This window comes from Streptomyces sp. NPDC015345 (genome assembly GCF_043078805.1).
Taxonomy (GTDB): Bacteria; Actinomycetota; Actinomycetes; order Streptomycetales; family Streptomycetaceae; genus Streptomyces.
On the sequence record NZ_JBIBTX010000010.1, the window covers coordinates 35,771 to 58,353 of the forward strand.

21 protein-coding genes are annotated in these 22,583 nt (G+C 72.7%); 2 read left to right on the forward strand and 19 right to left on the reverse strand.

Going from position 1 to position 22,583, the window contains the following annotated elements; all coding sequences use genetic code 11:
* Positions 1–61: 61 nt before the first annotated feature.
* From ACF062_RS33085 to ACF062_RS33130, 10 genes are all read right to left on the reverse strand, one after another.
* Entirely contained in the window at positions 62–928 is an 867-nt protein-coding gene (locus ACF062_RS33085) for a phosphatidylinositol-specific phospholipase C/glycerophosphodiester phosphodiesterase family protein (RefSeq protein ID WP_392143283.1), read from the reverse strand.
* Positions 929–1,168: 240 nt separating this feature from the next.
* On the reverse strand, positions 1,169–1,825 hold the full coding sequence (locus ACF062_RS33090; RefSeq protein WP_392143284.1) for an ABC transporter ATP-binding protein: 657 nt from the start codon (positions 1,823–1,825) through the stop codon (positions 1,169–1,171).
* Positions 1,818–2,732, reverse strand: a complete 915-nt coding sequence (locus tag ACF062_RS33095) for an ABC transporter ATP-binding protein (protein ID WP_392143506.1) — start codon at positions 2,730–2,732, stop codon at positions 1,818–1,820. The genes ACF062_RS33090 and ACF062_RS33095 overlap by 8 nt, the downstream gene beginning before the upstream one ends.
* Before the next feature lie 56 nt (positions 2,733–2,788).
* Positions 2,789–3,655 carry an ABC transporter permease gene (locus tag ACF062_RS33100; protein WP_356576125.1) on the reverse strand — a complete coding sequence of 289 codons (867 nt, stop codon included), beginning with the start codon at positions 3,653–3,655 and terminating at the stop codon, positions 2,789–2,791.
* Entirely contained in the window at positions 3,648–4,613 is a 966-nt protein-coding gene (locus ACF062_RS33105) for an ABC transporter permease (protein WP_392143285.1), read from the reverse strand. Before ACF062_RS33105 ends, ACF062_RS33100 begins: the two co-directional genes overlap by 8 nt.
* Positions 4,614–4,672: 59 nt before the next feature.
* Positions 4,673–6,262 carry an ABC transporter substrate-binding protein gene (locus ACF062_RS33110; RefSeq protein ID WP_392143286.1) on the reverse strand — a complete coding sequence of 530 codons (1,590 nt, stop codon included), beginning with the start codon at positions 6,260–6,262 and terminating at the stop codon, positions 4,673–4,675.
* Positions 6,263–6,420: 158 nt separating this feature from the next.
* Positions 6,421–7,512, reverse strand: a complete 1,092-nt coding sequence (locus tag ACF062_RS33115) for an acyl-CoA dehydrogenase family protein (RefSeq protein WP_392143287.1) — start codon at positions 7,510–7,512, stop codon at positions 6,421–6,423.
* Complete coding sequence (locus tag ACF062_RS33120; protein ID WP_392143288.1) at positions 7,509–8,696, reverse strand: acyl-CoA dehydrogenase family protein; 1,188 nt, start codon at positions 8,694–8,696, stop codon at positions 7,509–7,511. Before ACF062_RS33120 ends, ACF062_RS33115 begins: the two co-directional genes overlap by 4 nt.
* Positions 8,693–9,661, reverse strand: a complete 969-nt coding sequence (locus tag ACF062_RS33125) for an NADPH:quinone oxidoreductase family protein (RefSeq protein WP_392143289.1) — start codon at positions 9,659–9,661, stop codon at positions 8,693–8,695. The genes ACF062_RS33120 and ACF062_RS33125 overlap by 4 nt, the downstream gene beginning before the upstream one ends.
* Positions 9,662–9,734: 73 nt before the next feature.
* Complete coding sequence (locus ACF062_RS33130) at positions 9,735–10,352, reverse strand: helix-turn-helix domain-containing protein (RefSeq protein ID WP_392143290.1); 618 nt, start codon at positions 10,350–10,352, stop codon at positions 9,735–9,737.
* A gap of 92 nt (positions 10,353–10,444) precedes the next feature.
* On the opposite strand from ACF062_RS33130, the gene ACF062_RS33135 reads away from it, so the two are divergent.
* Both ACF062_RS33135 and ACF062_RS33140 read left to right on the forward strand, forming a co-directional pair.
* Positions 10,445–11,464 (forward strand): NAD(P)/FAD-dependent oxidoreductase, encoded by a 1,020-nt coding sequence (locus tag ACF062_RS33135; RefSeq protein ID WP_392143291.1) that lies wholly within the window; start codon positions 10,445–10,447, stop codon positions 11,462–11,464.
* A gap of 317 nt (positions 11,465–11,781) precedes the next feature.
* Positions 11,782–12,690, forward strand: coding sequence for an SDR family oxidoreductase (locus tag ACF062_RS33140; RefSeq protein WP_392143292.1), 909 nt, complete (start codon positions 11,782–11,784; stop codon positions 12,688–12,690).
* 48 nt (positions 12,691–12,738) lie between these two features.
* Here the strand turns inward: ACF062_RS33140 and ACF062_RS33145 are convergent, their stop codons facing one another.
* The 9 genes from ACF062_RS33145 to ACF062_RS33185 all read right to left on the reverse strand — a co-directional run bounded on the left by ACF062_RS33145 (position 12,739) and on the right by ACF062_RS33185 (position 22,568).
* The gene (locus ACF062_RS33145) at positions 12,739–13,572 is read right to left on the reverse strand and encodes an enoyl-CoA hydratase/isomerase family protein (protein ID WP_392143293.1); all 834 of its coding nucleotides are present in this window, start codon (positions 13,570–13,572) and stop codon (positions 12,739–12,741) included.
* A gap of 55 nt (positions 13,573–13,627) precedes the next feature.
* Positions 13,628–14,395: a PIG-L deacetylase family protein gene (locus ACF062_RS33150; protein WP_392143294.1), complete on the reverse strand. Its 768-nt coding sequence runs from the start codon at positions 14,393–14,395 to the stop codon at positions 13,628–13,630.
* A 54-nt stretch (positions 14,396–14,449) separates the two neighbouring features.
* Positions 14,450–14,854 carry a hypothetical protein gene (locus tag ACF062_RS33155; protein ID WP_392143295.1) on the reverse strand — a complete coding sequence of 135 codons (405 nt, stop codon included), beginning with the start codon at positions 14,852–14,854 and terminating at the stop codon, positions 14,450–14,452.
* A 76-nt stretch (positions 14,855–14,930) separates the two neighbouring features.
* Entirely contained in the window at positions 14,931–16,232 is a 1,302-nt protein-coding gene (locus ACF062_RS33160; RefSeq protein ID WP_392143296.1) for an alpha/beta fold hydrolase, read from the reverse strand.
* Positions 16,233–16,315: 83 nt separating this feature from the next.
* Positions 16,316–17,338, reverse strand: a complete 1,023-nt coding sequence (locus tag ACF062_RS33165; RefSeq protein ID WP_392143507.1) for a LacI family DNA-binding transcriptional regulator — start codon at positions 17,336–17,338, stop codon at positions 16,316–16,318.
* A gap of 57 nt (positions 17,339–17,395) precedes the next feature.
* Entirely contained in the window at positions 17,396–18,496 is a 1,101-nt protein-coding gene (rhaS, locus tag ACF062_RS33170) for a rhamnose ABC transporter substrate-binding protein (RefSeq protein ID WP_392143297.1), read from the reverse strand.
* 107 nt (positions 18,497–18,603) lie between these two features.
* Positions 18,604–19,593: an ABC transporter permease gene (locus ACF062_RS33175; protein ID WP_392143298.1), complete on the reverse strand. Its 990-nt coding sequence runs from the start codon at positions 19,591–19,593 to the stop codon at positions 18,604–18,606.
* Complete coding sequence (locus tag ACF062_RS33180; RefSeq protein ID WP_392143299.1) at positions 19,586–20,620, reverse strand: ABC transporter permease; 1,035 nt, start codon at positions 20,618–20,620, stop codon at positions 19,586–19,588. Before ACF062_RS33180 ends, ACF062_RS33175 begins: the two co-directional genes overlap by 8 nt.
* Before the next feature lie 448 nt (positions 20,621–21,068).
* Complete coding sequence (locus ACF062_RS33185) at positions 21,069–22,568, reverse strand: sugar ABC transporter ATP-binding protein (RefSeq protein WP_392143300.1); 1,500 nt, start codon at positions 22,566–22,568, stop codon at positions 21,069–21,071.
* Positions 22,569–22,583 lie beyond the last annotated feature (15 nt).

Below are 22,583 nucleotides of genomic sequence, written 5' to 3' on the forward strand. Positions count from 1 at the left end.
GTGTCGCGTAACGGAGGGTGCGTCCGGGCCTCTGACCTGTGCTCCGAACGGGTGTTACTTGTCAGCGGCCGTGGGCGTCGAGGAAGGCCGCCAGCCCCGCGAGGTCGTCGGTGTTGAGGTGATCGACGCCGGCGGCGAGCAGTTCCGCCCACACCGCGTCGCGCTGCGGACCGGGCAGATCGGGCGTCGCCCAGAAACGGACACGCTGCCCGCGCGCGTGCGCGGTGGAGACGATGCCGCGCAGCTTGTCGCGCTCGGCGGCGGGCATGGGTCCCGCGCCCCGCCAGCCGAAGTTGAGCGACCAGTTGTCGCTGATGAGCGGGATCAGGGAGGCGGGCGCCGGGGTCCCGAGGTCGGCGAGACGCCCGTCGTAGAAGGCGTACCGGACCCGCTGCGCCTCCATCGGGGCACGGGCCGCGCGGTGCCCGGAGACGACCGCCGTGACCGCGGAGCGGCGCACCTTCCCGTGGACGTATGAGGTGAACAGGTGGCGGTAGGGCCGCAGATGGCGGTGGAGCTCGGCGTACGTGGACGCGCCCTCGGTCTTGATGTCGATCAGGAGCTGGAAGGGGGTGCGGTGGTGCCCCCGGTACACGGAGCCGTGGTGGGCACGGACACGGGCGGCCAGCGGGTCGAGGTAGAGGGATTCGAGGGTGCGGGCGGGGTCGAGGTCCACGGGGTCGTGGGCGACGAGGAGTTGTCCGTCGACGAGGTAGATGTCGGCCTCGACGCTGCCGAAGCGGTGGTCGAGTGCGTCGAGGAGGGGCCTGGGGTGTTCGTAGTCGTTGTGCGCGTGGGCGCGGATGAGGGGGCGGGGACGCGGATGCCGGCCGCGCTCGTCCGCGCGTGCCTGGGCGGGTATCGCGATGCTGCCGGCAAGGGCGGCACCGAGGGCGGCCAGGGCTCTGCGACGGCTGGTGAGGGCCATGTCTTCCTCCGGGACGGTGTGACCGAAGTGAGCAGTGAGTACGAATCCTGCCCCACGCGACGAAACAACAGACGTCCACGCCCCGTCAGGGGTGCGAGGAACTGCGCGCCAAGCCACCTCCGACCCGCACCCCGCGAACCACACCACCCACGCAACCCCCGCCCCCGGTCAGGGGCGCGAGGAACTGCGCGATCAGCCACTCACAACCCGCACCCCGCAACCAACCCCCACCGCACCCCCCTACCCGGCCACCTCACCCCACCCCACCGTGCGATCACACCACCGCTCAAGCAGCACCCGGTCATGCCCCACGGCCAACAACCCCGCCCCCGACTCCGCCCGATACTCCTCCACGACGTGGACCAACGCCGCCGTCGTGGAAGCATCCAGCATCGCCGTCATCTCGTCACAGATCAGCCACCGCGGGCGCAGCACCAACGCACGTGCCAGGCAGGCCCGCTGCAGCTGCCCGTCGCTGACCTCGTGCGGGCGGCGCCCCATGAGGTCCTTGCCGAGGCCGACGCGGGCCGCCAGCTCCGGTACGAGCGCGGTGACTTCGGCGGAACGGCCCACCGCCCGCAGCGGCTCGGCGATCAGATCCCGCAGCGCAAGCCGGGGATCGGCGGAGAGCCTCGGCTGCTGGAAGACGACGCCGAAGGCGGTGCGCTGCTCGCGCGGGGCCCGGTGGCGCCAGCCGCCCGCGACGGTGCCGTCGATGACGACCTGCCCGGCGTCGGGGCGGTGCAGCAGCGCCGCGACCCGCGCCAGCGTCGACTTGCCGCAGCCACTGGGCCCCAGCAGCCCCACCGACTCACCGGAGGCGATGGTGAGGTTCGCCGAGCGGACGACGGGGGCGCGCCGGTCGTATCCGGCGGTGATCGCGCGCAGTTCAAGCACGGGGCGCCTCCAGCACATCCGCGTGGGGGTGGTGGCAGGCGGCCCCGCCACTGAGCGCGGGCACGGCACCGCACGCCTCGTCGGCCCGTTCGCAGCGCGCCGCGAACGCGCAGCCCGCCGGCAGCGCGGACAGCTCGGGCGGCAGCCCGGGGACGGGCGCGAACTCCCGCTCCGGCAGGGCGTTCAGGAGCCCTCGGGCATAGGGATGGCGGGGCCCGCGCGCGCCGAAGAAGTCGGGGGCGTCGGCGATCTCGACGACGCGGCTCGCGTACATCACGGCGACACGGTCGGCGATGCGTTCGGCGGCGGCCAGGTCGTGGGTGATCAGGAGCAGCGCGCGGTCGTCCCCGACGTGCCGGCGCAGTTCGTCGACGGTGCGGTCCACGAGGTCACGGTCGAGGCCGGTCGTCGGTTCGTCGGCGAGCAGCAGGGGCGCGTCGCCGATGAGGGCGAGCGCGGTGGCGGCGCGCTGGGCGAGGCCGCCGGACAGCTCATGGGGGTAGCGGTCGAGGTGCCCGGCGGGGAACGCGGCGCGCCCGGCGGCCGCTTCGGCGGCGGCGCGCACGTCCGCCCTGCGCACCCCGGTCAGCTCCCGCACGGTCTCCTCCAGCTGGGACCGCACGGTCCGTACCGGCGTGAGGTGCGCGGCGGGGCTCTGCGGTACGAGGCCGACGCGCCGCCCGCGCACGGTGCGGGCGAGGGCGCGCTCGTCGGCGGTGAGCAGATCGGTGCCGTCGCCGAGCAGCGCCGAACCGGCCGTCTCCGCGTTCTCGGGGAGCAGGCCGAGCAGCGCGGAGGCCAGCACGGACTTGCCGCAGCCGCTCTCGCCGACCAGGGCGAGGCACTCCCCCGCCGCGAGGTCGAAGGTGGCGTCGGTGACGGCGGAGACATGGCTGCCGCCGCGCATGCGGAAACGTACGGAAAGTCCCCGTACGGACAGCACGGGAGACGCGTCGGGGACCGTCACAGCATCAGCTCCGATCGGCGCCGGGGATTGATCCGTTCCCGCCAGGCGCCCGCGAGGCCCGCGATCGCCAGGGTGGGCACGATGATGAACAGGCCGGGGAAGAGCGTCGGCCACCAGTCGCCCGCGAGGAGTGAACCGCGGGCGCTCTGGACGAGCGTGCCGAGGCTGGCCTGGTGGGTGGGGAGTCCGAGGCCGAGGAAGGACAGCGCGGACTCGTGCCAGATGGCGTGCGGCACCATCAGGACGGCGGCGAGCCCGGCCTGCGGCAGGACGCCGGGCAGCAGGTGGCGCACCGCGACGCGCAGCCGTGAGGCGCCGCCGGAGATGGCCGCGTCGACGTAGGGCCGTGAGCGCAGGGAGAGCACCTCGGCGCGCACGATGCGGGCGGTGGAGAGCCAGTGCGTGAGTGCCACGGAGACGACGACGGGCCATACGCCGGGCCGGAACATCGCCACGATGAAGATGCCGAGCAGCAGGTGCGGCACGGACGAGAAGACGTCCACGAGCCGCATCACGATCCGGTCCACCCAGCCCCCGGATGCGGCGGCGAGGGCGCCGACCGCCGTGCCGATGACGGTGGCGACGACGGCCGCGACCACACCCACGAGGAGCGAGACCCGCAGCCCGTACACGCAGCGCAGCAGCAGATCCCTGCCGACGTCGTCGGTGCCGAAGGGGTGCGCGAGCGACGGCGGCTGAAGCTTGGCCGCCAGGTCGACGGCCTGCTCGTCGAGGTTGACGAGGGGCGGGACGACGAGGACGGCCAGGACGACCGCGGCGACGATCACCGCGGAGGAACGCACCCGCCACGCGCGGGTGGAGCGCCGTACGCCCCCATGGGCGCGCCATGCGAGGTCAGCCATCGAAACCCACCCTCGGATCGGCGAGGCCGTACAGGAGGTCGGCCACGAGGTTGCCCAGGAGGACCGCGGCCGTGGCGAGCGCGGTCAGCGCGGCGAGCAGCGGGAAGTCGACGGAGGTCGCCGCCTGGACGGTGGCCGCGGCGATGCCGGGCCAGCTGAAGACGGTCTCCACGAGGAGCGCCCCGGTGATCAGTTCGGGCACGCGCGAGCCGATGAGCGTGAGGACCGGCAGCATGCCGGAGCGCAGCGCGTGGCCGAGGAGGACGGTCCGTTCGGCGAGGCCACGCGCGCGTGCGCCGCGCACGGGGTCGTCACCGAGCGCGTCGCCGACACCCTGGCGTACGTAGAGCACGAACCAGGGCAGTTGCGAGACGGCGAGCACTCCCGCGGGCAGCACCAGGTGGCTCGCGACCTGGCCGGCCGTGACGGTCGAGCTGGCCGTGTCGGTCAGGCCGCCCGAGGGCAGCACGCCGAGCTTCAGCGCGAACAGCCAGACGGCGAGCAGGCCGAGCCAGAACGGCGGCGCCGCTTCGAGGGTGTACGCGAGCGAGGTCACGGCGCGGTCGAGCCAGCCGCCGGGGCGGCGCGCGGCGAGGACGCCGAGGGCCGTGCCGAGCAGGATGGCGACGGCGAAGGCGGTCGCGGCGAGCAGCACGGACCAGCCGACGCGCTCGCCGATGACGTCGGCGACGGGCTGGCGCAGCGTGCTGGAGTCGCCGAGGTCGCCGGTGAGGGCCGAGGTCAGCCAGTCCCACCAGCGGGTGGCCAGCGGCCGGTCGACGCCGAGGTTGGCGCGCAGCTGGTCGAGGTTCTCCTGCGAGGCGGTGAGTCCGGCGGTGCCCGCGTACGCCTTGACGGGGTCGAACGGCGAGGCGGCGGCGATGGCGAAGACGCCGAAGGTGACGACGAGCAGGACGGGCACGGCGAACAGCAGCCGCCGTCCCGCGAGGCGCGCCATCGGCCCCCAGGGGAGGCGACGCCGCGTCGCCTCCCCCGGAGCCTCGGATATCGCCGACGTCACTTCTTCGGCTGCCAGTCCTCGACGTTCCACCAGGGGCCGGACGCCAGGCCGTGGTCGTGCGGCTCGACCTGCGTGCTCAGGTCGCCGAACTTCTTGTCGACGACGTAGAGGTGGTCGATGTGCGTGAGGAACGTGTAGCCGGGGTTCTTCACCAGTTCGCGCTGGATGGTGTCGTAGGCGGCCTGGCGCTTCGCGTGGTCGCCGCTCTTGCGGGCGTCCTCCAGGGCCTTGTCGACCTTGGGGTTGTCGTAGTGGGCCATGTTGTTGAAGCCGTCACCGGCGAGGGAGGACTTCAGGAGCGTGTACTGGTCGAAGTCCGGGTCGGCCGGGGAGCCGCCGCCCGCGAGGACCGCGTCCTTCGGCATGCGCGGTTCGATGACCTCCCAGGTGCCGGACTGCACCTCGACCTTGATGCCGAGCTTCTTGGCGTCGGAGGCGTAGGCGAGGGCGTGGTCCTGGCGGAGCTTGTCGCCGGAGAGGTACCAGAGCGGGAATGTCGCCCGGACGCCGTCCTTCTCGCGGATGCCGTCCTTGCCGGGCTTCCACCCGGCGTCGTCGAGGATCTTCTTCGCCTTGGCGGCGTCGAACTCGCGCTCGGTGCCCTTGGTGAACCAGGGGCTGTCGGTCGGGACCGGGCCGTAGGCCTCCTTGCCCGCGCCGTCCAGGATCGAGTCGACCATGGCCTTGCGGTCGACGCCGACGTCGAGGGCGCGGCGGATGTCGGTGTCGCCGGCGACCTTGTTGCCGGTGGGCAGCGTCACGACGCGGTAGTCGAAGGTCTTGGCGGCGTACGTCTTCTTGCCGCTGTCGCCCTTGTACTTCTTGGCGAGGTTCGGCGGCAGGATCGCGCCGTCGAGCTCACCGGCGTCGAGCCGGGTGGCCCGCACGTCGTCGTCCTTGATGATCGCCATCGTGAAGTTCTTGATCTTCGGCGCGCCGCCCCAGTAGTCGGGGTTGGCCTTGAAGGTCAGCTTCTCGCCCTTGGACCACTTGACCAGCTCGTACGGGCCCGTGCCGACCGGCTTGGTGGTGAAGGCGCCGGTGTTCACGTCCTGCTTGGCCGCGATGTGCTCGGGCGCGATGGGCAGGACGGTCCGCTCGGCGAACGGAGCGTAGGGGTACTTGAGGTGGAAGACGACAGTGTCCTCGCCCTTCGCCTCGACGCTCTTGACGGCGTCGAGCTCGGTCTTGGACGCGTTGTTCGTCTTCTTGTCGAGGATCGTCTCGTACGTGAAGACGACGTCCTTGGCGGAGAAGGGCTTGCCGTCGCTGAACTTGACGCCCTTGCGGAGCTTGTACGTGTAGGTCTTGCCGTCGTCGGTGACCTTGGGCAGCTCGGCCGCGAGGGCGGGCTTGAGCTTCATGTCGGCGTCGTGCGTGAGCAGCCCGTCGAAGATCTTCGAGTTGCCGTCCTTGCCGTAGCCGAGGAGGGGGCTGAGGGTGTCGGGCTCGTAGGCGATGCCGACGACCGCCGAGTCCTTCGCGCTCCCGCCGCCGTCGCCCGGCGCCGAGCAGGCGGAGGCCGCGACCGCTATCGCGATGGCCGCGGCCAGGCCGCCCGTGCCCCGTATCGATCGGGCCCTCATGCTCCACACCCCTACTGAAGATCAACCGTTGTTGCGAACGGCTCGCAATTATGCCTTACCCCACGAGGGGGGGAAGCCGCAGCCCGCACGCGGCACGTGCGGGCCGCATCGAACGGTGTCGGGGTGTGTACGCAGGTCAGGGCGGTGACGCGGTGGTGTCAGGGCGCCGGAAGCTCGACCATCTCCGCCAGCGCATCGCGATGGCGCCCGACCGTGCCGTAGGCGATCGAGTCGGCCTTGGCGCGCTTGAGGTACAGGTGCACGGGGTGCTCCCAGGTCATGCCGATGCCGCCGTGCAGTTGCAGGGCCTCCTCAGCGGCACGGACGGCGACGGGCGCGGCATACGCCTGCGCCAGTGCCGCGGCGAGGTTCGGCTCGTCACTCCCCGCGGCCAGGGCGTCCGCGGCGTGCCGGGCGGCGGCCCGGGTGTTCACGACCTCCAGCCAGAGCTGGGCGAGGCGGTGCTTGAGCGCCTGGAAGGAGCCGACGGGCCGGTTGAACTGGTGCCGCTCCTTCACGTACCGCACCGTCTCGGTCAGGCACCATTCGGCGATGCCCAGCTGCTCGGAGGCGAGCAGTCCCGCCCCGGCCCGCAGCCCTTGCGCGACAGCGTGCCGCGCGTCCTGCGTGAGAGCACGCGCGCGTGCCCCGTCGAAGGTGACCGTGGCGATCCTGCGGGTGAGGTCCAGCGAGATCTGCGGGGTGACGGTGACGCCGTCCTGGTCCGTGTCGACGGCGAAGAGGGCGCCGCCCGCCGGGACGAGCAGGAGATCGGCGCCATCCGCGTCCGCGATGCCGGTCAACTCCCCGTGCAGGGTGCCGTCTTCGTGGCGTACGTCCTTGAAGGGGGCGCCGGGCGCGGCGGCGAGGCTCACCGCGAGCGCGCCGACCGTGCGTCCGGAGGCGAGCGCGCCGAGCAGTTCCGTGGCTTCGCTCGCGTCGCAGGCGAGCAGCGTTTCCGTGGCGACGACGGCGCTGGTGAGGTAGGGCACGGGCGCCACCGCGCGGCCCAGCTCCTCCAAGACGACGGCGGCCTCGCGGTGCGTGGCGCCCTGGCCGCCCAGTTCCTCGGGCACGAGGAGGCCCGCGAGCCCCATGCCTTCGGTGAGGGCCTTCCACAGCTCGCGGTCGTGCGGGACGCCGCTCTCGGCGCGGTCGAGCACGGAGGCGGCGTCGCAGCGGTCGGTGAGCAGGTCGCGCACCGCCGAGCGCAGTGCCTCTTCCTCTTCGGAGTAGAGCAGGTCAGTCATCGCGCGAGGTCCTTCCAGGCGACGTCCTTGTCGGTGCGGGGCTCGGAGGGCAGTCCGAGGACGCGCTCGGCGACGATGTTCAGCAGGACCTCGCTGGTCCCGCCCTCGATGCTGTTGCCCTTGGAGCGCAGATAGCGGTAGCCCGCGTCGCGGCCCGTGAAGTCGACGAGTTCGGGGCGGCGCATCGTCCAGTCCTCGTACGACAGCCCCTCCTCACCGAGGAGTTCGACCTCTAGGCCGCTGATCTCCTGGTTGAGGCGGGCGAAGCCGAGCTTCATGCCGGAGCCCTCGGGTCCCGGCTGGCCCGCGACGAGCTGCTGGCGCAGCCGCTCGCCGGTGAGCCGGGCGACCTCGGCGTCGACCCAGAGTGTCATCAGGCGCTGGTGGAGGTCGTGGGTGCGCAGCTCGGGGCGGTCGCGCCAGGCCTTGGCGACGGGCCCGATCATGCCGCCCTCGCGGGGGATGCGCATGCCGCCGATGGAGACGCGCTCGTTCATGAGCGTGGTCTGCGCGACCTTCCAGCCCTCGCCGACCGCGCCGAGGCGGTGCGCGTCGGGGATGCGCACATCGGTCAGGAAGACCTCGTTGAACTCGGCCTCGCCGGTGATCTGGCGCAGCGGCCGCACCTCGACGCCCGGGTCGGTCATGTCGCACACGAAGTACGTGATGCCGCGGTGCTTGGGCTGCTCCGGGTCGGTGCGGGCGATGAGGATGGCCCAGCGCGCGGTGTGGGCACTGGAGGTCCACACCTTCTGGCCGTTGACGATCCAGTCGCCGCTCGCCTCGTCGCGGACGGCGCGCGTACCGAGCGCGGCGAGGTCGGATCCGGCGCCCGGCTCGCTGAAGAGCTGGCACCACACCTCCTCGCCGGTCCACAGCGGGCGCAGGAAGCGGCGCTTCTGCTCCTCCGTGCCGAAGCCGAGGACGGTCGGCGCGGCCATGCCCAGGCCGATCCCGATCCGCCGCGGGTCGTTGTCGGGCGCGCCCGCCGCCTCCAGTTCGGCGTCCACGACGGCTTGCAGGGAGCGTGGCACACCGAGGCCGCCGAGGCCCTCGGGGTAGTGCACCCAGGCGAGGCCGGCGTCGAAGCGGGCCTTGAGGAAGGTCTCGCGGTCGGTGCTCGCGGGCGGGTGCGCGGCGAGGAACTCCTGTGTCCGGGTGCGCAGTTCGGCGGCGTCGGTCATGCGGCACCGCCCTGCGGCAGGACGGCCACGCGTCCGGTGGTGACACCGTCGGCGACCCGCTGCACGGCCGCGGCGGCGTCGGCCATCGGCACGCGCTCGCTCACCAGCGGCTTGATGGCGCCCTTGGTGGCGAGCTCGGTCAGCTCCTCGTGGCAGCGCCGGATCGCGCGCGGTTCCTTGGTGTTGTACAGACCCCAGTGCAGGCCCATGATCGTGTAGTTCTTGACCAGGGCGTGGTTGAGCGCGGGCGAGGGAATGGAGCCGCTCGCGAAGCCGACGACGACGATGCGGCCCTCGAAGGCAACGCATTTGGCGGACTTGGCGTACGCGTCGCCGCCCACGGGGTCGTAGACGACGTCGGCGCCACGGCCTTCGGTGGCCTCCTTGACGGCGGCGACGATGTCGTCCGTACGCCGGTCGATGACGAGGTCGCAGCCGAGCTCGCGGGCGACCGCCGCCTTGTCCGCGCCTCCGACGACGCCGATGACCTTGGCGCCCGCGGCCTTGCCGAGCTGCACGGCGGCGCTGCCGACGCCGCCGGCCGCCGCGTGCACGAGGAGGGTCTCGCCCTCCTGGAGGTGCGCCCGGCGGTGCAGGCCGAACCAGCCCGTCTGGTAGCCGATGTGCAGCGCCGCGGCCTCCGCGTCGTCCAGCGCGTCGGGCGCGGGGAGCAGGGCGGCCGCGTCCGCGACGGCGTACTCGGCGAAGCCGCCGTGGGGCAGCGCGGGATTGGCGAGCACGCGCCGCCCGTCCTCGGTCTCGCCGCAGATCTCCACGCCCGGTGTGAAGGGCAGCGAGGGCCTGACCTGGTACTGGCCGCGGCAGAGGAGCGCGTCGGGGAAGTTGATGTTCGCGGCGCGGACCTTCAGGAGCACCTGCCCGTCGCCGGGCTCCGGGCGGTCGGTCTCCACGAGGCGCATCACCTCGCCCGGCTCGCCGTTCTCGTGCACTTGCCATGCCTGCATGCGGGGCCTCCACGGGGCTGTCGTAGACCGGGCTCGTTCGCATACTAAGCGGTCGCTTGCCCCAGGGGAACCGTCAGTCGTCCTTCTCCTTGCGCGTGGGCCGCGCCCGTACGTGCATGCGCTCGCCCTGCGGCCCGAAGAGGCTCAGGAATTCCGCTCCTCCCTCGCCCGTCGCCCCGAACCAGTGCGGGACGCGGGTGTCGAACTCGGCGGCCTCGCCGGGACCGAGCACCACGTCGTGGTCGCCGAGGATCAGCCGCAGCTTGCCGGAGAGCACATACAGCCACTCGTACCCCTCGTGCGTCTGCGGGTCCGGGGCGGGGGTGGTGCGGGCGGGCTCGATCACCTTGTACGCCTGGAGACCGCCGGGCTGCCGCGTGAGCGGCAGCATCGTGCGCCCGTGCCGGACGATCGGCTTGGCCCGCACCCGCGGGTCGCCCACGGGCGGGGCGCCCACCAGCTCGTCCAGGGGGACCTGGTGGGCGCGGGCAATGGGCAGCAGGAGTTCGAGGCTCGGCCTGCGGTTGCCGGACTCCAGGCGGGACAGGGTGCTGACCGAGATGCCGGTGGCGGCGGAGAGCCCCGCGAGGGTGGCGCCGCGCTCCCTGCGGATACGGCGCAGCCGGGGGCCGACCTCGGTGAGGACCTGGTCCATCTCCTGCTCCTGCGGAACTTCGCTCTCGTCGCTCATGGCTCCCATCATGGCGCACGGGTTGCCACATCGGCAAAGCTGTTTGTCAAAAACGCACCGACGGCGGGACAGTTCCCGTGGAGGTGGTCACCATGACCCAGAAGAACGGTTACGACGTCGTGGTCGTCGGAGGTGGCACGGCGGGCCTGAGCGCGGCGCTCGTGCTCGGCAGGTCGCGGCGGCGGGTCCTCGTCGTCGACGCCGGTGAACCGCGCAACGCGCCCGCCGCGCACATGCAGGGCTATCTGTCGCGGGACGGCATGCCGCCCGCGGAGTTCCTCGCCGAGGGGCGCCGGGAGCTGGAGCGGTACGGCGTGGAGGTGGCGCGGGGCCGCGTGACGGAGGTGCTGCCGGACGGGCGGGGCGAGTTCGGGGTGCGGCTCGCGGACGGCGGGGCCGTGCACGCGCGCCGGGTGGTCGTGGCCACCGGCCTGGTGGACGAGCCACCCGCGGTGCCGGGGGTCGCCGGGCGCTGGGGCCGTGACGTGCTGCACTGCCCGTACTGCCACGGCTGGGAGGTGCGGGACCAGCCCTTCGGGGTGCTCGCCCCGGAGCCGTTCAACAGCCACCAGGCGCTGCTCGTCACCCAGTGGTCCAAGGATGTGACGCTCTTCCTGAACACCGTGCGGGAGCTGCCGGACGCGGAGTGGGAACGTCTCGCGGCCGCCGGGGTCTCGGTGGTGGAGGGCGAGGTCGCCGGCCTGGAGGTGACCGACGACCGGCTGACGGGCGTCCGGCTCGCCGACGGACGGGTGTTCCCCCGCTCGGTCCTGTTCGTCACAGCGCGGCCGGTGCCCCGCGACGGCCTGCTCACCGCGCTCGGCGCCGGAACCAGGGACACCCCGGTGGGGCCGTACCCCGCGGTGGACGAGGCGGGCCGCACCACGGTCCCCGGCGTGTGGGCGGTCGGCAACGCCGCGGGCCCCATGGAACAGGTGATCAACGCGGCGAGCATGGGCTACCGGGCCGGCGTAATGATCAACGCCGAGCTCGTCATGGCGGACATCGACGCGGAGGCGGCCCGCCGCCGGGCGGGAGTCTTCGCATCGGAGACGGAGGCCGCGGTGGCGCGCGTGGCGGCGGGCGGCCGCGAGCACGGGCTCGCGGGGTAGACCGCGCGGGGGCGGCGCGAGCGGTCCGCGCGGCCGCACAGACGCGCCGCCACGGCCGTCGTGATACCGGCGAGCGACGTCAGGCAGTCGGCGGTCCAATGCCTGGCGGCCGCCCAGGTCCAGTGCGCAGATCGCATCGGAGCCGAGGCCGCGGGCGGGGTGGAGGACGACCTTCCGGCCGTCGAGGCGGCCGACGACACCGTACAGGCGCCCGCTGGCGGCCCGAGCCCCGGCTGACGCGCGGTTCCGCGGCCTGCGCGGCACGGAATCGGAGTCGGGCATGGAGGTTTCGTCCCGTAGGCGGTATCGATGCGCACATGACGGACCACGAGACGGACGGCGTCGACGGTGGGCTGCCCGGTCTGCCCGGCCCTCCCCCGCCGGGCGCGAGCGCGCTGCCGCCCGGGACGTACGACGGCACGGTCGTCCTGGTCACCGGCGGCGGGACGGGGCTCGGCAAGGCGATCGCGGCGGAGTTCGCGCGGCTCGGCGCCGACCTGGTGATCGCGAGCCGCAAGGAGGACCGGCTCACGGCGGCGCGGGACGAACTGGCCTCGCTCGGCGGCCGCGTGAGGACCGCGGTGTGCGACATCCGGGACGCCGAGCGCGTCACCGAGGTCTTCGACGCGGTGCAGGAGGCGTACGGCATGCCCGGGGTCCTCGTGAACAACGCCGCCGCCAACTTCCCCGTCCCGGCCGAGGACATGTCCCCCAACGCCTGGCGCGCGGTCGTGGACACCACGCTGACCGGCACGTTCCTGATGACGCGCGAGTTCGCCCGCCGTCACCTCGCCGCCGGCACCCCCGGGTCGGTCATCGACGTAGGGGCGTCGTACGCGTGGACGGGCGGCCCCGGTTACGCGCACAGCGCGGCGGCCAAGGCGGGCGTGAAGAGCCTGGTGGAGACCCTCGCCGTGGAGTGGGCCCCGTACGGCATCCAGGTCAACGGCCTGGTGCCGGGCCTGATGCCGCACGGTGACATGAGCGCGGACATCCGCGGCAACCTGGACCGGGCCCCGAACACGGCCGCCCGTCAGCCCGCGCTCCGCGTCGGCCTGCCCCGCGAACTGGGCTGGGCGGCGACGTTCCTGGCCTCCCCCTACGCCCGCTTCATCACGGGCCACACCTTGGTGGTGGACGGCGCGAACTGGCAGCGGCGCGCCGTCGTGAGCCCTCCGGTGACGACCGTGCGCGAGCAGCTGGGGCGGGGCGGCTTCACGCCCTGAGCCGCCGGACGGCACCGTCCGCCCCTGTGCACCGTCGCCCGGCTCCGCTCACTTCCCCTCGAACGAAGCCGCTCGCCCGGCCGCCCTCGCCCCGAATCCCTCCCGCGCGTCCTCCGAGGTGAGGGTGATCGCCGCGTTCATGGCCACACGGTCGAGCGCGCCGGACATCCCCGCGTCGGCGTACGCGTCGATGCCGCGCTTGATGCCCTGCACGGCGAGCGGGGCGTTCGCGGCGATCTCCGCCGCCAGCACGTGCGCCGTGCCCGCCAACTCCTCGACGGGCACCACCTGTTGGAGCAGGCGCAGCCGCTCGGCCGTGGCGGCGTCGACGCGGCGCCCGGTGAGCGCGAGGAACTTGGCCCACCCCGCGCCCGCCTCGCGCGCGACGCGCAGGTCCCCGCCCGCGTCGACCGCGACGCCCAACTGTGCCTCGGGGAGGGCGAACACCGCGTCGTCCGCCGCGATCCGCACGTCCGCCATGAGCGCCAGTTCGAAGCCGAAGCCCAGGCAGTACCCCTGCACCGCCGCCACCACCGGCTGCGGAAGCCCGGCGAAGGCCCGGAAGCGCTCGTGCACCCAGCGCATGCCCTCGTAGTAGTGGTGGGCGCGCTCGGCACCGGAGCGGCCGGTGATCGCGCCGCCCGGCGCGGTGAGGTCGATGCCCGCGCAGAAGGCCCTGCCCTCGGCGCGCAGCAGGACCGCCCGGACGGCGGGGTCGAAGCGGATCCGGTCGGTGAACAGGCCAAGCTGGCGGGTGGACTCCCAGCTCCAGGCGTTGAGTTTGCGCGGTCGGCAGAGGGTGAGGACGCCGAGCCCGTCCTCGATGTCGAGGCGCAGCCGCTCCTCGCCCGCCGGGATGTCCGTACCGATGATGTCGATCATGCCGCGCTCCCCTGGGCCGACGGGCCTGATGTCCCGTCAGGCTAGGGGCGCGGGCTCACCGGCTGAAGACCTCGAACCCCACCGCGGGCTTCCCGCCGAACCGCGGGGCCAGCGCCTGGGCGTTGCCCGTCAGGAACGTACGGCAGTACTTCTCGGGGTCCTCGTCCGTCAACGCCTCGATGTAGGTGCGGTGTTCGAGCAGCGAGGCCACCGAGCGGTCGAGCCCGGCCGACGCGTCCGCCGCGTGCGTGGGGGTCGACGAACCGGCCACGGCGACCCACCGCACGCCGTTCCACGGCTGAAGGCCCTGCTCGTCGATGAGTTCGGGGAAGATCCAGCGGTTGCCCGCGTCCGCCGCCGCGTCGAGCGTGGCCCGGCCCACCGCCACGTGGTCGGGGGTGTTCCAGGCGACGCCGCCCCAGGTGTCGCGGTGGTTGAGCGTGATGACCAGTTCGGGCCGGTGCCTGCGGATCGCCGCGGCGATGTCGCGGCGCAGCGCCGTGCCGTACTCGACGACGCCGTCCCGGTGGTCGAGGAACTCCACCGTCCCGACGCCGACGACCGCCGCACTGGCCCGCTGCTCCCGCTCGCGCAGCGGTCCGCACATGGCGGGGTCGATGGTGTCGATGCCCGCCTCGCCCCGGGTCGCCAGCAGGTAGGCGACGTCGCGGCCCGCGTCCGTCCAGCCGGCGATCGCCGCCGCGCAGCCGTACTCCAGGTCGTCGGGGTGCGCGACGACGGCGAGCGCGCGCCGCCAGTCCTCGGGCATAGGGGTGAGCTGGTCGGGCGCTGCGGCCTCGGCTGCGGTCTGCGACTCGGTCATGGCGGCAGCCTAAGGCCCGCCGTCGGCAGCCGATGCCCGGCCCCCACGGGCGTATCACTCGGCGTGGGAGGGGTGTTCGAGGCGGGTGAAGCCGACGAGGCGAGGTGTGTGGGTGAGGGGGAAGGACTCGCCGTCGGGGGTCTTGAGGGCCGCCATGATGTCGTCGTCCGGTTCACCGTAGATCTCGAAGTGCCGCACCGTGCAGTGCTCCATCACCTCGCGGATGTACGGATCCGACAGCCGCCAGTGGGCACGGATCGCGTCGGAGTCGCGGTAGAGCTGGAAGCTGTACGCCAGCATCCGCTCCTCGTCGATGAAGACCTCCACCATGAGCTGCGGACCGTGCTCCTCGGTGAACGCCACCGCCTGGGCGATGGCGTGCCGGAAGCCGTCGAGGTGGCCGTCGGTGATGCGCATGGTGTTGCGGAAGAGGATGGTGCCGCTGTCCGTGATCTTCATGCGCCCAGATTCGTCCGCCGCCCCCGGCGAGGTCAAGGGTGCGACCGAGCCCCGCCGGGGTGCGGGGAGCCGTGGCTCACGCCTCGCCGCGGGTCAGCGCAAGCAGCCGGTCGAGGACCCGGGGGCCGCTCACCCGCAGCCCGTCGTGCTCGAACTCGTCCGTGACCCAGGTGCGCAGCCCGCGGATGGCGCGCGCCGTCCGCAGCGCGTGCTCGGTGTCGACGTACATGTCGTCGTGGTAGATGGACGCGGCGGCCGGCACCTCGTTCGCCGCCAGCCGGTCCACGTCGTACAGGCGCGGCCAGTCGGTGCGCTCGGCCAGCAGGTCCGCGGTCTCGCGCAGCGGGCGCAGCGCCGGATCGCAGTCGAACATCCAGCGCTGCACGGCCTCCCCGGTGAACAGCAGCGGCTCGTCGCCCGCCAGGGTCTTCTCCGCGTCGAACTCAGGGAATCCGGCGCGCATCCGCTCGGCCGACCAGGCGGTGGGCCGCTCGCCCTGGCCGTAGATCGCCTCGTGCAGGAGGGCGAAGAGCGGGTTTCCCGCGTACGAGAGGACGGCCTGGACGTTCTCCTGGAACGCGTCGGAGAGCGCGGTCCCCGACGCCGTGCGCACGAAGGCGTCCTCCAGGAGGTAGTGCAGCCGGTGGCTGCCGTCGCCCATGCCGAGCAGGATGCCGAGGGACTGAAAGGCGGGGACGGTGAGTCTGTAGCCGCCGTTCAGGACCGGCTCGTGCTCGGCGAGGTGGGCGGCGATGCGGCGGGCGCGCTCGACGTCCTGCGGGTAGCGGGCGTAGTGCGCGGCGCTCTTGCGGGCCATGCGCGGGTAGGCCGCGCGGTACACGTCGTCGGCGTGGCCGTCCAGGGTGGGCAGACCGCCGGTGATGAGCGCCGCGGACAGGCCCTCGGGCGCCGCCGACAGGTAGTGCGTGGCGCAGAACCCGCCGAAGCTCTGGCCGAGGACGGTCCAGGGCGCGCCGCCCGTCACCTCGGGGCGGATCGCCTCGCAGTCGCGGACGATGGAGTCGGCACGGAAGCGGGCGAGGTAGTCGGCCTGTGCGCGGGGGCCGCCGCGCAGCGGGAGCGTCTGGCGATTGGCGGGGGTGGAGCTGCCGGTGCCGCGCTGGTCGAGGAGGAGGACGCGGAAGTCCCGCAGGGCGCGGTCGAGCCAGGACTCCCTGCCGTGGAAGCGGGTGGCCCCGAAGCCGGGGCCACCCGTCAGGTAGACCAGCCAGGGCAGCTCGGCGCCGCCGCGCGACGCGGAGACCGCCTCACGGGCGTAGATCTCGATCCGCTCCCCCGCCGGATCGTCGTGGTCGAGCGGCACGCTGAAGCGGCGGTCGGTGAGGACGACTCCTGGCTGGCGGTACGTGGCGGTCAAGGCTGCTCCTGGTCGGTGGTCGCAAGCGGGTCTGCCGCCCAGTGCAGCACACCCGCGGCACGGCCGGGCCGCGGGGGCTCCGGTCAGCGCGGGACCAGGCTGGAGCGTCGTACGACAAGCTCCGGGGTGAGCACGACGCGCCGGTGGCGGTGTCCGGGCCCGGCGTCCGACTCGGTCTCCTCCAGGAGAAGTTCCGCCGCCATCGCGCCCATGGTCATGGCGGGCTGGCGCACCGAGGTGAGCGGTACGACGGCGGCGGCCGCGAACTCGATGTCGTCGTAGCCGACGATCGCCACGTCCTCGGGGACGCGCACCCCGGCCGCGTACATCGCCTGGAGCACGCCGAGTGCGAGCAGGTCGTTGGCGCAGAAGACGGCGGTGGGCCGGTCCGCGAGGCCGAGGATGCGGGCGCCCGCGTCGCGGCCCGCGGCCACGTCGAGCCGCTCGGTCGGCAACTCCCGGAGCGCCGAGGGGCCGAGGCCCGCCTCGGCGAGCACCTGGAGCGCCCCCTCGCGGCGGTCCTCGACCTGGTTGAGTCCGGGCGGGCCGCTCACGTACGCGAGGGAGCGGTGCCCCGCGTCCACGAGATGGCGGGCGGCGAGCGCCCCGCCCATCACGTCGTCGACGGAGACCGAGCACTCGGTGGCTCCGCGGGCGACCCGGTCGACGAGGACGAAGGGGATGTGATGCCGACGGAAGGCGTCGATGTTCTCACCGGTCGCGTCGGCGGGGGTCAGCAGGACGCCGCGCACCCGCTGTTCGGCGAAGAGCGCGAGGTAGTCGGCCTCCTCCGCGGGGCTCTGCCCGCTGTTGCACACCATGACCCGCAGCCCGGCCTCGCGCGCGGCGCGCTCGGCGCCGCGGGCGACGTCCACGAAGAACGGGTTGCCCATGTCCAGGACGAGCAGCGCCATGATGCGGCTGCGCCCGGCCCGCAGCTGACGCGCGGACTCGCTGCGTACGTACCCGAGCCGGTCGATGACGGCCAGCACGCGGTGCCGGGTCTCCTCGGAGACCATGTCGGGGCGGTTGATCACGTTCGACACGGTGCCCACCGACACTCCGGCGTGCTTCGCCACGTCTTTGATGCCGACCATGCGTCTCAGGTGCTCCATCCTGCTGTGCGGCCGTCCGGCGGCCCTGCGGTCCACCCTACTGAGGACTCAGAACCTGTAGCGGTCGACGTTCTCCTTGTCGAACACGGTGGGCCGGCCGAGGTCGACGACGCCGCCCTCGCCGAGGGTGAACGAACCGAGGTCGCCCGCCCGGAACGTCTCGCCCTTCCTGCCGGTGATCTGCCCGGAGGAGAGCGCGACGGCGGTGTGCGCGGCGAGCGCGCCGAGCTTCGCGGGATCCCACAGCTCGAAGGCCTCGATGGTGCCGTTCTTCACGTACTTCCGCAGGTCGTTGGGGGTCCCGAGGCCGGTGAGCAGGACCTTCCCCCTGTACTTGGAGCCGGACAGGTACTGCGCGGCCGCCTTGATGCCGACGGTGGTGGGCGAGATGATCCCGGCCAGCCTCGGGTGCTCCTGGAGGAGGCCCTGGGTCTGCTGGAAGGAGTGCTGGGCGTCGTCGTTGCCGTAGGCGGTCTTCACCAGCCGCATGTTCTTGTACCGCGGCTTGTCCAGCTCGTCCTTCATGAAGCCGATCCAGGTGTTCTGGTTCGTCGCGGTCTGGGCCGCGGAGAGGATCGCGATGTCGCCCTCGTACCCGAGCTGCTCGCCGAGGAGCCGGACCTGGCCGCGGCCGAGGGCCTCGGCGCTCGCCTGGGAGACGAAGACGTGCCGGCAGGCGGGCTTGGTGTCCGAGTCGTACGTGACGACCTTGACGCCGTTCTTCATGGCCTGCTTCAGCGCGGTGCACAGGGCGCCGGGGTCCTGCGCGGAGACGGCCATGGCGTCGACGCGCTGCTGGGTGAGCGTGTTGACGTAACTCACCTGGCCGCTGGTGTCGGTGGCGCTGTTGGGCCCTGTCTCCTTGTACGTCGAGCCGAGTTCCCGCAGGGCCTTCTCGCCGCCCTTGCCGGCGACCGTGAAGTAGGGGTTGTTGACCTGCTTGGGCAGGAAGCCGACGGTGAGGCCCTTCTTCGTCGCGGCGTCCGGGTCGGCCTTGGTGTCCGTGGACCTGGCGCTGTCGTCGTCGCGCACCGAGTCCTTGGTGGTGCCGCCGCAGGCCGTGGCGGCGAGGGCGAGGGCGATGGTGGCGGCGAGGGTCACGCGGGCGCGGCGCGGGGCGGGCGTTCGAGGCGGCGTGCGGAAGAGCATCGTCGGTCCCCTTCTGAGGGCGTTCGCTGTTGGTGTCGTCAGGTACGGGGGAGGTAAGGCCGGCACGGGTGGAGTCAGGGCGCGGGTGAGGTCATGGCACGGTGAGGTCATGGCACGGGTGAGGCCGTGCGGCGGCTCGCGCGTGCCGTCGCCAACCGGCGTGCCACGCGCGGCCCGAGCACCGACACGACGAGGAGCACACCGGTGACGACGATCTGGGACTGCGCGGAGACGTCGAGCAGGCTCATCGCGTTCTGCAACGCGCCGAGGAGGAAGACCCCGGCGATCGCGCCGCCGAGGGTGCCCTTGCCACCGTCGAAGTCGATGCCGCCGAGCAGCACGGCCGCGACGACGGAGAGTTCGAGTCCGGTGGCGTTGTCGTAGCGGGCGCTCGCGTAATGCAGCGCCCAGAAGACGCCCGTGAGCGAGGCCAGCAGCCCGGTGGCGACGAACAGCCACAGCTTGTGCCGCTTCACGCGCACACCCGCGAACCGCGCGGCCTCCTCGTTGGCTCCGATCGCGAACAGCGACCGTCCGAAGGGCGTGGCGTGCAGGACGACGACGGCGATGGCGAGCAGCACCAGGAAGGGCACGAAGGCGTACGGGATGAAGGTGCCGTCGATCCGTCCCGCCCCGAAGTCGAGGTACGCCGCGGGGAAGTCAGTGACGGCGTCCGAGCCGAGGACGATCTGCGCGATGCCCCGGTAGGCGGCCATGGTGCCGATGGTGACGGCGAGGGAGGGCAGGCCGAGCCGGGTGACGAGGAGGCCGTTGACGAGGCCGCAGACCACGCCGAGCAGGAGACAGAGCGGGATGATCGTCTCGATGGCGAGGCCCGCGTTCCACAGGGCGCCCATCACCGCTCCGGAGAGCCCCGCCGTGGACGCCACGGAGAGGTCGATCTCTCCCGAGACCACGAGGAGCGTCATCGGCAGCGCGATCAGGGCGATGGGCAGCGTGTTGCCGATGAGGAAGGAGAGGTTGAGGGCGTTGCCGAAGCCGTCGACGAAGCCGAAGGAGAGCAGGAGCAGGAGGACGAGAAGGGCGCCGACGGCCGTGTCCCAGCGGACGGCGCGCGTGAGCGGGGTGTCAGCCATGGCGGCCCCTCCTTCTGTTCGATGCCGCCCTCTTCTTCAGGGCCTCGGTGACGCGCAGGGCGACGACCCGGTCGACGGCGATGGCGAGGACGAGCAGCACGCCGTTGATGGCCATCACCCACACGGAGCTGACGCCGAGGGCGGGCAGCACGCTGTTGACGGACGTCAGCAGGAGCGCGCCGAGGGCCGCGCCGTACACGCTTCCCGAGCCTCCGGTGAAGGCGACGCCGCCGACCACGACCGCGCTGACGACGGTGAGTTCGTAACCGGTGCCGGTCGCGGAGTCGACGTTGCCGAAGCGGGCGAGGTAGAGGGCGCCGGCGAGTCCGGCGAGCGCGCCGCACACGGTGTACGCGAGGAGGATCCGCCCGCGGACGGAGATCCCGGCGAGCCGGGCGGCCTCCGGGTTCGAGCCGAGGGCGTACAGCTCGCGGCCGCCGACGAAGTGCCGCAGGTAGTACGCGACGGTGAGCAGGACCGCGAGGGCGATCAGCGCGAGCCAGGGCACCGCGTGGACGCCGCCGGAGCCGAAGTCGACATAGCCGCCGGGCAGGTCGGCGGCGGTGATCTGCCGCGGGCCGACCCAGATGGAGTCGATGCCGCGGATGACGTACAGCGTGCCGAGGGTCACGACGAGCGCGGGCACCTGGCCGAGGCTGACGAGGGCACCGTTGAGGAGCCCGCACCCGACGCCGAGCGCGACGGCCAGCCCGATCGCGGTGAGGGAACCGCCGTCGCCCTGAAGGTGGTCGCCCGCGGCGAAGGCGCTGATGCCGAGGGTGGAGCCGACGGACAGGTCGACGTTGCGGGTGATGACGACCAGGGCCTGACCGGTGGCGACGAGGACGAGGATGGTCGCGTTCAGGAGCAGGTCCTTGACGCCCTGCTCGGACAGGAAAGCGCTGTTGCCGGCCTGGGTCAGGGCGATCATCACCAGGAAGACGAGAAGGACGGCGAGCTCGCGCACCTTGAGGACACGGTCGACGAGCCGGGCCGCACCGGCGGGGCTCCGCGAGGTCGCGCTCATCCCAACCTCCTGGAGGACGAGGGGGTTTGGGCCGTCGCGTGGGGGTGCGAGTACGTGTACGAGTAGGTGTACGTGTGTCGAGCTGTCACGTGGGGGTGCGTGTGCTGGGCTGTCACGGGCGCGGGCGTGTGCGTACGCGTGTGCCGGGCCATCACGTCGTCGGGCGTGGGTGTGAGCCCGGCCGTTCCGTCGGTGGGCGTGTACGTGTGCGTGTGCGCGCAACTGAGCCGGGACGTCATGTCTGCGGGCGTGCAGGCATGACGGGTCGTCACGTCGGCGGGCGTGTGCGTGCGCCTGAGCCGGGCAGTCGCCTTCGCGGGCGTGCAAGCGTGCGGGTACGTGTGCCTGAGCCGGGCCGTCATTTCGCGGGCGTGCGCGGGTACGTGTACCTGAGCCGAGCCGTCACCTCCGCCTCCGCATAACCCACCAGAGCCGCACCGCCACGCCCTCATGCCGCCGCCCTCCCCGTCGCCGCCGCCATGACCGTCTCCTCCGTGGCCTCGGCGCGCGCGAACTCCGCGGTGAGCCGTCCCTCGCGCATGACGAGGACGCGGTCGGCCATGCCGAGGATCTCCGGCAGGTCGGAGGAGATCATCAGCACCGCGACGCCGTCCGCGGCGAGCGCGGAGAGCAGCCGGTGCACCTCCGCCTTGGTGCCGACGTCGATGCCGCGCGTCGGCTCGTCGACGATCAGCACGCGGGGCCCGGTGGCGAGCCACTTGGCGAGGACGACCTTCTGCTGGTTGCCGCCGGAGAGCGTGCCGACGGCGTCGGCGATACGCGCGTACTTCACCTGGAGCCTCACCGCCCAGTCCAGCGCGCGGTCGCGCTCCGCGCCCCGGTCCATCAGCCCCGCCCGGACGGTCGTGCGCAGCCCCGTGAGGCCGATGTTCCGCTCGATCGACATGTCCATCACGAGGCCTTGGGTGCGCCGGTCCTCGGGGACGAGCGCGAGCCCGGCCGCCATCGCGGCGCTCGGGGCACCGTTGGTCAGGGCCTTGCCCCGCACCTCGACGGTTCCGGCATCCCGACGGTCGACACCGAACACGGCGCGGGCGACCTCGCTGCGGCCGGCGCCGACCAGGCCGGCGAGCCCGACGATCTCACCGCGCCGCACGTCGAAGGAGATATCGGTGAAGACCCCTTCGCGGGTCAGCCGCCGCACGCTGAGCGCGACCTCGCCGGCCGCCGCGGCCTGCTTCGGGTACAGCTCGTCGAGGTCGCGGCCCACCATGCGGCGCACCAGGTCGTCCTCGGTGAGCCCGGCCAGGGGCTCGCTCGCGACGAGGGTGCCGTCCCGCAAGGTCGTGACGCGCCGGCAGAGCTCGAAGATCTCGTCGAGCCGGTGGGAGATGAAGAGGACGGCGGCACCCTGTTCGCGCAGGGCGCGCACGACGCCGAAGAGGCGGGCCGCTTCGCTGCCGGTGAGCGCGGCGGTCGGCTCGTCCATGATCAGTACGCGCGCGTCGAAGGAGAGCGCCTTCGCGATCTCGACGATCTGCTGGTCGGCGATGGAGAGGCCGCGCGCGGGCTGCCCGGGATCGAGGTCAACGTCGAGGCGCGCGAAGAGCACCCGGGCCGCCTCGGCGACCGCCTTGTGGTCGACGCGCCGCAGTGAGCGGCGCGGCTGACGCCCCATGAAGATGTTCTCGGCGACGGACAGGTCGGGAAAGAGCGTCGGTTCCTGGTGGATCACGGCGATCCCGGCGTCGCGGGCGTCGGCGGGACCGTGCAGCACCAGCGGTTCACCGTCGAGGAGGAGGCTCCCGGCGTCGGGCCGGTGAACGCCCGCGAGGATCTTGATGAGCGTGGACTTCCCGGCACCGTTCTCGCCCGCGAGGGCATGCGCCTCACCGGCATGGAGGTGCAGGGAGACGTCCTGGAGGGCGCGGACGGCACCGAAGGACTTGCCCAGGCCGTGCGCGGCGAGGACAGGGGGCTCTCTCATGGGTGACACCGATCG

What these genes read in the sequence shown, in the direction of transcription:
- ACF062_RS33085 (WP_392143283.1), bottom strand. Translation starts at nt 928, where the DNA reads ATGGCCCTCACCAGCCGTCGCAGAGCCCTGGCCGCCCTCGGTGCCGCC.
- ACF062_RS33095 (WP_392143506.1), bottom strand. Translation starts at nt 2,732, where the DNA reads ATGCGCGGCGGCAGCCATGTCTCCGCCGTCACCGACGCCACCTTCGAC.
- ACF062_RS33100 (WP_356576125.1), bottom strand. Translation starts at nt 3,655, where the DNA reads ATGGCTGACCTCGCATGGCGCGCCCATGGGGGCGTACGGCGCTCCACC.
- ACF062_RS33105 (WP_392143285.1), bottom strand. Translation starts at nt 4,613, where the DNA reads ATGGCGCGCCTCGCGGGACGGCGGCTGCTGTTCGCCGTGCCCGTCCTG.
- ACF062_RS33110 (WP_392143286.1), bottom strand. Translation starts at nt 6,262, where the DNA reads ATGAGGGCCCGATCGATACGGGGCACGGGCGGCCTGGCCGCGGCCATC.
- ACF062_RS33115 (WP_392143287.1), bottom strand. Translation starts at nt 7,512, where the DNA reads ATGACTGACCTGCTCTACTCCGAAGAGGAAGAGGCACTGCGCTCGGCG.
- ACF062_RS33120 (WP_392143288.1), bottom strand. Translation starts at nt 8,696, where the DNA reads ATGACCGACGCCGCCGAACTGCGCACCCGGACACAGGAGTTCCTCGCC.
- ACF062_RS33125 (WP_392143289.1), bottom strand. Translation starts at nt 9,661, where the DNA reads ATGCAGGCATGGCAAGTGCACGAGAACGGCGAGCCGGGCGAGGTGATG.
- ACF062_RS33130 (WP_392143290.1), bottom strand. Translation starts at nt 10,352, where the DNA reads ATGAGCGACGAGAGCGAAGTTCCGCAGGAGCAGGAGATGGACCAGGTC.
- ACF062_RS33135 (WP_392143291.1), top strand. Translation starts at nt 10,445, where the DNA reads ATGACCCAGAAGAACGGTTACGACGTCGTGGTCGTCGGAGGTGGCACG.
- ACF062_RS33140 (WP_392143292.1), top strand. Translation starts at nt 11,782, where the DNA reads ATGACGGACCACGAGACGGACGGCGTCGACGGTGGGCTGCCCGGTCTG.
- ACF062_RS33145 (WP_392143293.1), bottom strand. Translation starts at nt 13,572, where the DNA reads ATGATCGACATCATCGGTACGGACATCCCGGCGGGCGAGGAGCGGCTG.
- ACF062_RS33150 (WP_392143294.1), bottom strand. Translation starts at nt 14,395, where the DNA reads ATGACCGAGTCGCAGACCGCAGCCGAGGCCGCAGCGCCCGACCAGCTC.
- ACF062_RS33155 (WP_392143295.1), bottom strand. Translation starts at nt 14,854, where the DNA reads ATGAAGATCACGGACAGCGGCACCATCCTCTTCCGCAACACCATGCGC.
- rhaS (WP_392143297.1), bottom strand. Translation starts at nt 18,496, where the DNA reads ATGCTCTTCCGCACGCCGCCTCGAACGCCCGCCCCGCGCCGCGCCCGC.
- ACF062_RS33175 (WP_392143298.1), bottom strand. Translation starts at nt 19,593, where the DNA reads ATGGCTGACACCCCGCTCACGCGCGCCGTCCGCTGGGACACGGCCGTC.
- ACF062_RS33180 (WP_392143299.1), bottom strand. Translation starts at nt 20,620, where the DNA reads ATGAGCGCGACCTCGCGGAGCCCCGCCGGTGCGGCCCGGCTCGTCGAC.
- ACF062_RS33185 (WP_392143300.1), bottom strand. Translation starts at nt 22,568, where the DNA reads ATGAGAGAGCCCCCTGTCCTCGCCGCGCACGGCCTGGGCAAGTCCTTC.